5 protein-coding genes are annotated in these 6,619 nt (G+C 37.9%); all 5 read right to left on the bottom strand.

Annotated features, from left to right (window positions below):
- Positions 1–656: 656 nt before the first annotated feature.
- The 5 genes from AB1422_14940 to AB1422_14920 all read right to left on the bottom strand — a co-directional run bounded on the left by AB1422_14940 (position 657) and on the right by AB1422_14920 (position 6,003).
- Positions 657–3,290, bottom strand: a complete 2,634-nt coding sequence (locus tag AB1422_14940; protein MEW6620608.1) for a valine--tRNA ligase — start codon at positions 3,288–3,290, stop codon at positions 657–659.
- Positions 3,291–3,390: 100 nt separating this feature from the next.
- Positions 3,391–4,140 (bottom strand): ribonuclease HI, encoded by a 750-nt coding sequence (gene rnhA, locus AB1422_14935; GenBank protein ID MEW6620607.1) that lies wholly within the window; start codon positions 4,138–4,140, stop codon positions 3,391–3,393.
- A 458-nt stretch (positions 4,141–4,598) separates the two neighbouring features.
- Positions 4,599–5,267, bottom strand: a complete 669-nt coding sequence (locus AB1422_14930) for an isoprenylcysteine carboxylmethyltransferase family protein (protein MEW6620606.1) — start codon at positions 5,265–5,267, stop codon at positions 4,599–4,601.
- Between the two features lie 90 nt (positions 5,268–5,357).
- Positions 5,358–5,720 carry a DUF86 domain-containing protein gene (locus AB1422_14925; protein ID MEW6620605.1) on the bottom strand — a complete coding sequence of 121 codons (363 nt, stop codon included), beginning with the start codon at positions 5,718–5,720 and terminating at the stop codon, positions 5,358–5,360.
- The gene (locus tag AB1422_14920) at positions 5,713–6,003 is read right to left on the bottom strand and encodes a nucleotidyltransferase family protein (protein MEW6620604.1); all 291 of its coding nucleotides are present in this window, start codon (positions 6,001–6,003) and stop codon (positions 5,713–5,715) included. Before AB1422_14920 ends, AB1422_14925 begins: the two co-directional genes overlap by 8 nt.
- Between the last annotated feature and the right edge of the window lie 616 nt (positions 6,004–6,619).

Raw genomic sequence — 6,619 nt, 5'->3', positions numbered from 1 at the left:
TTTTTTACCAGACATAGGGCTGTGGTTATGTCCCCTTTCCCTATATCTTCCTTAATAGCGGTATCAATCAGAGTTTCTAAGTCCAATAATTCCATAGTCTTACACCTCTGGTAATTTTTGTTTCCAGGTGGCAACTTTTATTGCCACCAGTAAGAGCATCGCGCTCCCGGTCTGACCTTTATGTCTTCATTTCCAGGGAAGAATTTCGGTAACCGTTCAGGATATAGCCACAGAGTCACAAAGAACACAGAGGGAATATATAACCACGAATGAACACGAATAATAAAAAGATTTGTAGTGCGAGGCTTTAGCCGCGCTTCTGGCAAGCAGGAAAGCGAACCTAAAGGTTCGCACTACATTTATCGAATGTCACAGGTTAATTCGTGTCCATTTGTGGCTAATTTCTCTAATTCTCTGTGAACTCTGTGCCTCTGTGGCTGAACGGTTACGAATCTCGACCTGTGCGGTTAAATGTAAAATGAGAAATGTAAAATGAAAATGTATAACTGAAAGGTAATGAGTCTTGCGAAGTACTAAAATTTCCCATTTTTCATTTCCTATTTTACATTTTACATTTATTTTTCCTTTGCGTCTCTGCGATAAATTAGTCTAATTGCACAGGTGGAAAAATTTTGAGTGTCGGTTATCATCATATCTTAATGAAAATAATATTTTAAACTCATCACTAACTTATCGCGTTTTGAGATGTAAGATTCTAACTTTTCTTTTTCTTTATCAACCACCTCAACTGGGGCTCTTGTGATAAAATCTTCATTGGATAATTTCGCCTCAAGTAAGTTTAATTCCTTTTCTACCTTTGAAAGTTCTTTACTCAATCGTTCTTCTTCTTTACCTAAATCAACAACTTCGGCTAATGGGACATAAATCTCAACTCCTTTAACGATGATTACAGCGGCTCCAAATGGCCTGGTGGCATCTAAATCAAAGATTACTTCAGCCGTATGAGTCAAAAATGTCACATAGACGATATTTTCTTCCAATGGGGCAAAGGGTTTACTTTTAATAATGACTGTTTTAAATTTTACTTGAGGGGGTATCTTCATCTCTGAACGAATCGTGCGGATAGAAACAACTATTTCCTTAATCAAATCCATATCCTTTATTGAGTCTAAATCTATCTGGTCTGGATTGAATGTTAGCCAGGGAGTAACCATAATAGAATTTGTTGTCTTGTGAACAGGTAATTTCTCCCATAGTTCTTCGGTAATAAATGGCATAAACGGATGCAGAAGTCTTAAAATTGCCTCATAGGTATCTATTAATAACTGTTGTGTTATCTTCCTTCTTTGCCCTCCTAATTCTGGTTTGATTAATTCTAAATACCAATCACAGTATTCATGCCAGATAAAGTCATAAAGTATTTGAGCAGATTCATTAAAACGATATGAATCTATCCCCTCGGTTACCTTTTCGATTACCTGATTAAGTCGGCTTAGAATCCATTTATCGGCTAATGATAAAAATTTCGAATTTCGAATTTCGAATTTTGAATTCCGAACATAATCTTCTAAATTCGTCAAAATGAATCTGCCGGCGTTCCATAATTTATTACAAAAATGTCGGTATCCTTCAATTCTTTCCTCAGATAAAAGAATATCCCTGCCTTGCACAGCCATAATTGCCAGTGTAAATCTAAGTGCATCTGTGCCGTATTTATCAATTACTTCCAGTGGGTCAATGACATTGCCTCTGGATTTACTCATTTTTTGTCCTTCGGCATCTCTAATTAAGGCATGGATATAGACCTGCTTAAAAGGGACATTGCCCATAAATTTCAATCCCATCATCATCATCCTTGCCACCCAGAAAAAGATAATATCAAAACCAGTAGAAAGCACGGAAGTGGGATAAAATGTAGATAGGTCTTTTGTCTTTTCCGGGTAACCGAGTGTAGAAAATGGCCATAATGCTGAGGAAAACCAGGTATCAAGCACATCCTGGTCTTGAATCAATTCATTACTCCCACACTTAAGACATTTAGTTGGGTCCTCTCTTTCCACTAAAGTGGCTTTACATTTTTGACAATACCAGACAGGTATCAGGTGTCCCCACCATATTTGTCTTGAGATGCACCAATCTTTGATATTCACCATCCACTCAAAATATGTCTTTTCCCAGTTTTTAGGGATAAACTCTGTCCGACCAGATTGGACGGCTTCAATCGCTGGTTTAGCCAGCTCCTTCATTCGGACAAACCACTGTTGGGATAAGTAAGGCTCAATAATTGTATCACAGCGATAGCAATGTCCGACCGAGTAGGAATATTCTTGTCTTTTAACTAACAATCCTTGTGCCTTTAAATCTTCGACTAATCTTTTTCGACATTCGTATCTATCCAGTCCCTGGTAATGACTTGCATTTTCATTCATTGTGGCATCTGGATTGAGGATATTGATTTGCTGAAGTGAGTGCCTTTTACCAATCTCAAAATCATTTGGGTCATGTGCTGGGGTAACCTTCACTGCCCCTGTGCCAAATTCAGGGTCAACAAAGTTATCACCTATGACTTTAAGCCTTCGACCTAAAATAGGCAATATCACTTCCTTGCCAATCAGGTGTTTATATCGTTTATCGTCTGGATTAACCGCAACGGCTGTATCGCCTAACATTGTCTCCGGTCTTGTTGTTGCAACGATTATTGCCTGGTCATTGTCTCCGGGATATTTAATATAATCCAGGTGGCCATTTATAACTCTATACACCACTTCAATATCGGCTAATGCAGTTTGGCATCTTGGACACCAATTTACAATATAATAATCCTGGTAGATAAATCCCTGTTGATAAAGAGAGACAAAAACCTCTCGCACCGCTTTAGATAATCCTTCATCCATTGTAAATCGTGTTCTTGACCAATCGCAGGATGCCCCTAACCTTTTCAATTGTTCAATAATCAAATCTCCATATTGTCTTTTCCATTCCCAGACCCTTTGAATAAATTTTTCTCTCCCTAAATCGTGTCTTTTTAAACCTTCTTGGCGAAGTTGTTTTTCAACCACATTCTGGGTGGCAATACCGGCGTGGTCTGTTCCGGGAAGCCAGAGGGTATTATATCCTTGCATCCTTTTAAATCGGATTAAAATATCTTGAAGGGTATTATTCAAGGCATGCCCCATGTGAAGAGAGCCGGTAACATTCGGAGGAGGGATTACGATAGAAAATGTTTTTTTATCAGAGTTAGCATTGGCATAAAAATAGTTATTTTCTTGCCAGAATTTATACCATTTTTTTTCAACTGTATGTGGGTCGTAAGATTTTGGAATATCCATTTCATTTGTCCTTTACCTTTCTTTTTGGTCTTTTTAATACTTTCTAACGACTGAAATAAGCGGTGTGCGACTATCCCCCACCGTCAACTTCAGCGATTGGTTATCTGTCCTTTTTGATTTTCATGGTTTCATAAACTTCGTCTGCTGGCAAATCTCTTCGTCTGGCCATTTTGTTTGCCAATTGGTCACATCGTTCGTTTTGCGGATTGCCATCATGTCCCTTTACCCATCTAAATTTCACATCGTGTTTTTCACACAACTCAAGTAACTCTGCCCATAAATCTGGATTTTCGGCCTTATTTTCTGGACCACGCATCCAGTTGTTGGCGCGCCATCGCCTTGCCCAGCCTTTAGTAATACCGTGAATTACATACTTTGAGTCAGTCCAGATAACCACTGAACACTTGAACTTCAAAGCCTTGAGTCCAACGATACAAGCACGCAGTTCCATGCGATTATTAGTCGTCAGACGGTAACCGCCGGATAGTTCTTTCCTCCGCCCTTTGTGAAGGAGAATCACGCCATAACCACCGGGTCCTGGATTGCTAATAGCCGCTCCGTCGGTGTAAATCACTACCTCTCTTCTTTTAATCAAAGCATTGGAATCTTCAAGTGGTGAACAAGCAGGTTTGTCGAGTAATTCAGGAATACGCTCCAATAGAAAGGATGTTTCACCAGGTTCCTTCAACCACTTATGTATTTCTTCCTGAGTGTAGAATCCTTTATAAAGCGCTTCAGGAAATCCCACAACTTGTTCTGCGGCACCGCCTGGTCCATACCATTTATCGTAGATTCCCGGCTTATGCCCCTGTATGACTACATAGTATTGTTTTTTCTTTTTTGGGCTCATTTATTACAAAATCCACCGTCTTCAGAATACCTTCTCGATTTTGGCGCAACCAGCTAATGCTTGAGTTCATCGGCGGCAGGGAGAATTGCCACTAAACTTTATATACATAACAAAACTTTGAGAAGTGCTCAGCTCCCCCGCAGTCCGCTGCAATGATTCGTTGAACTACGCCACTTTGTGGCAGTTTTTTTGCCAGCTTTGTAGAACTATTTTAAGTTTAGCATATTAGGATATTTGATGTCAAGAAGAAAAAGTGCTGATTAAAATCATTCACAGCTGGATTAAAGCGGACTATAGAAGTCTCAAAAATAGATAACTAAACCTACCAAATACAAAATAGCCTTTTATTCAAATTCCAAATAATACTCCATTGCGTTAGTTCAACCCAGAATTGTGTGTCAGCGTTGCTCCACACAAATTCTTAATTCGTTAGCCAAACTTCTCATTAATTCACTTTCTTACAATTGCTTCCAAACGGAGAACCGCGAGCGATAAGTTTTGTATTCCTCCCCAAATCGCTCTTGCAAATCTCTTTCTTCTCTGCTCGCCGCAAACATGTCTGATAAAAAAGCAATCAATAATAACATGAGCAGAGAAATCTGTGATGTTAAAAGAAAGCATCCAATTATAGTTAACCACTCACCTAAAAATATCGGATGAGGGAATATAGCGTATGGACCCGTACTGACTACTCTTCGCTCTTCTTGTTTGTCCTTGCCAAATATACGAGTCGTAAGAATGGCAGTTTGAAGGCCAAGAAGCCATTGTGCCCACAATGCCAATATTAATCCCACTGTTGCAATAAGAAACCCGAGCATTTGCAACCATTTGGGCAAGATAAATCTTGGAACATTTAGGATTGTGGACAACACAAACCACACAATAATTCCCAAAGTTCCCCCGACTCCGAATGCCAATATATTCCAGGATATGGCTGTACATTTAGCTGATAACCAGGATTTCAACCTTGTCCAGAAAGACCAGATTACAAGTCGCAGCACATAGAGTGGTAAGAAAAAAGCCCATGCCAAAACAGCAAGACCTCTCATACCACAAGTCCAATAGCAAAATGGTATGACTACAACAGCAAAAAGTATGAATAGTATATCTTGGAATCTACTTTTCATAACCTAACTCCTGTTGTATTGATAAAATTTGTACGGCTAACGATAGAGTTCATCTACCGAACGAAGAGAGGTTAGCTGATAGCCGAGTTGTTAGCTCTGAATCTCTTTTAATTCATAATCTTCCAGTATCTTTAACCATTCCCTTCTTAGTTCTGGGATTCTATGTTTTATGGTCTCCCATAATATTTCATAGTCAACCCCAAAGTATTCATGAATTAATTTGTGCCTCATTCCCCCCATATCTTTCCATGGAATTTGGCAATAGTTTTCTTTAACCTCTTCTGGAATATTCTTTACTGCCTCGCCAATAATTTCAAAACACCTTACAATTGCATACAGAGTTTTCTCGTCTTCCATCAATCCTTCATAATTAAGAGATGTTGAAAACCTTTCTATATGTTCTATTTCTTTCCAAACATCTACCAAAGAATCTCTAAACTCGCTCTTAGACATATACTACTTCCTTTAAAATCTCTCTTCCTATAAAAGGCTTCAAGGCTTTTTTACTTACAAGGTCTACTTTAATATTTAATTCTTCGGAGAGAAATCTTTCTAATTCCATAAATTTAAAAATATCTATTGGTTTATAGAATTCAACCAAAATATCTAAATCACTCTCAGATTCCTCTTCCTTTCTAATATATGAGCCAAACACCCCAATTTGTTTTATAAAATAACTTTTTTGAATGTCTGCTTTTATTTCTTTTAATCTTTTGAATTTCTTCTCTATTTTCATTTTTCAACCTTGCTTTTTAGAATTTATTGAGCTAACGACCAATCTCACCTGCCCGAGCGAAGCGAGGGTCAGGTGCAGCGCTGGGTTGAACTAAGCCACTTTGTGGCAGTTTTTTTGCCAGCTTTGTAGAACTATTTTAAGTTTAGCATATGAGGATATTTGATGTCAAGAAGAAAAAGATACATTTTTAGGAAAACTGTACTATTCCCTGATGCCTCCTTTTCCGGTATAATAGACTTCAATCAAGCATCATTTTGATGCTTATATCACTCAGTAGGGTTCTGCAAAATAGGATTTGGGGGAGACAACAAATAAATATCAAATATCAAAATGCAAAATTACAAATCAAATTTCAAAAAGGAAGTAGCATGGTTTCTCAAAGAGTTGGAGGAATTTGGTAATATCTTTGCTTCAACTATTTTAACGCTGAAATGTAGTAGATAGTTGATAGTTTATAGTTGATAGTTTATAGTTGAAGGACTATAGACTATAAACTATAAACCATAAACTATAAACTATACACTATAAACTATAAACCCTAAACTATAAACGAGTTTTGCATTTTGCTCTTTGGAGGAAATTGATAATAATAGAGGTGTTAAAAGTTACCCACAAA

It is taken from the genome of bacterium (assembly GCA_040757115.1).
Classification (GTDB): Bacteria; UBA9089; CG2-30-40-21; order CG2-30-40-21; family SBAY01; genus JBFLXS01.
This window is presented reverse-complemented; position numbering and strand designations above follow the sequence as displayed.

What these genes read in the sequence shown, in the direction of transcription:
- AB1422_14940 (MEW6620608.1), bottom strand. Translation starts at nt 3,290, where the DNA reads ATGGATATTCCAAAATCTTACGACCCACATACAGTTGAAAAAAAATGG.
- rnhA (MEW6620607.1), bottom strand. Translation starts at nt 4,140, where the DNA reads ATGAGCCCAAAAAAGAAAAAACAATACTATGTAGTCATACAGGGGCAT.
- AB1422_14930 (MEW6620606.1), bottom strand. Translation starts at nt 5,267, where the DNA reads ATGAAAAGTAGATTCCAAGATATACTATTCATACTTTTTGCTGTTGTA.
- AB1422_14925 (MEW6620605.1), bottom strand. Translation starts at nt 5,720, where the DNA reads ATGTCTAAGAGCGAGTTTAGAGATTCTTTGGTAGATGTTTGGAAAGAA.
- AB1422_14920 (MEW6620604.1), bottom strand. Translation starts at nt 6,003, where the DNA reads ATGAAAATAGAGAAGAAATTCAAAAGATTAAAAGAAATAAAAGCAGAC.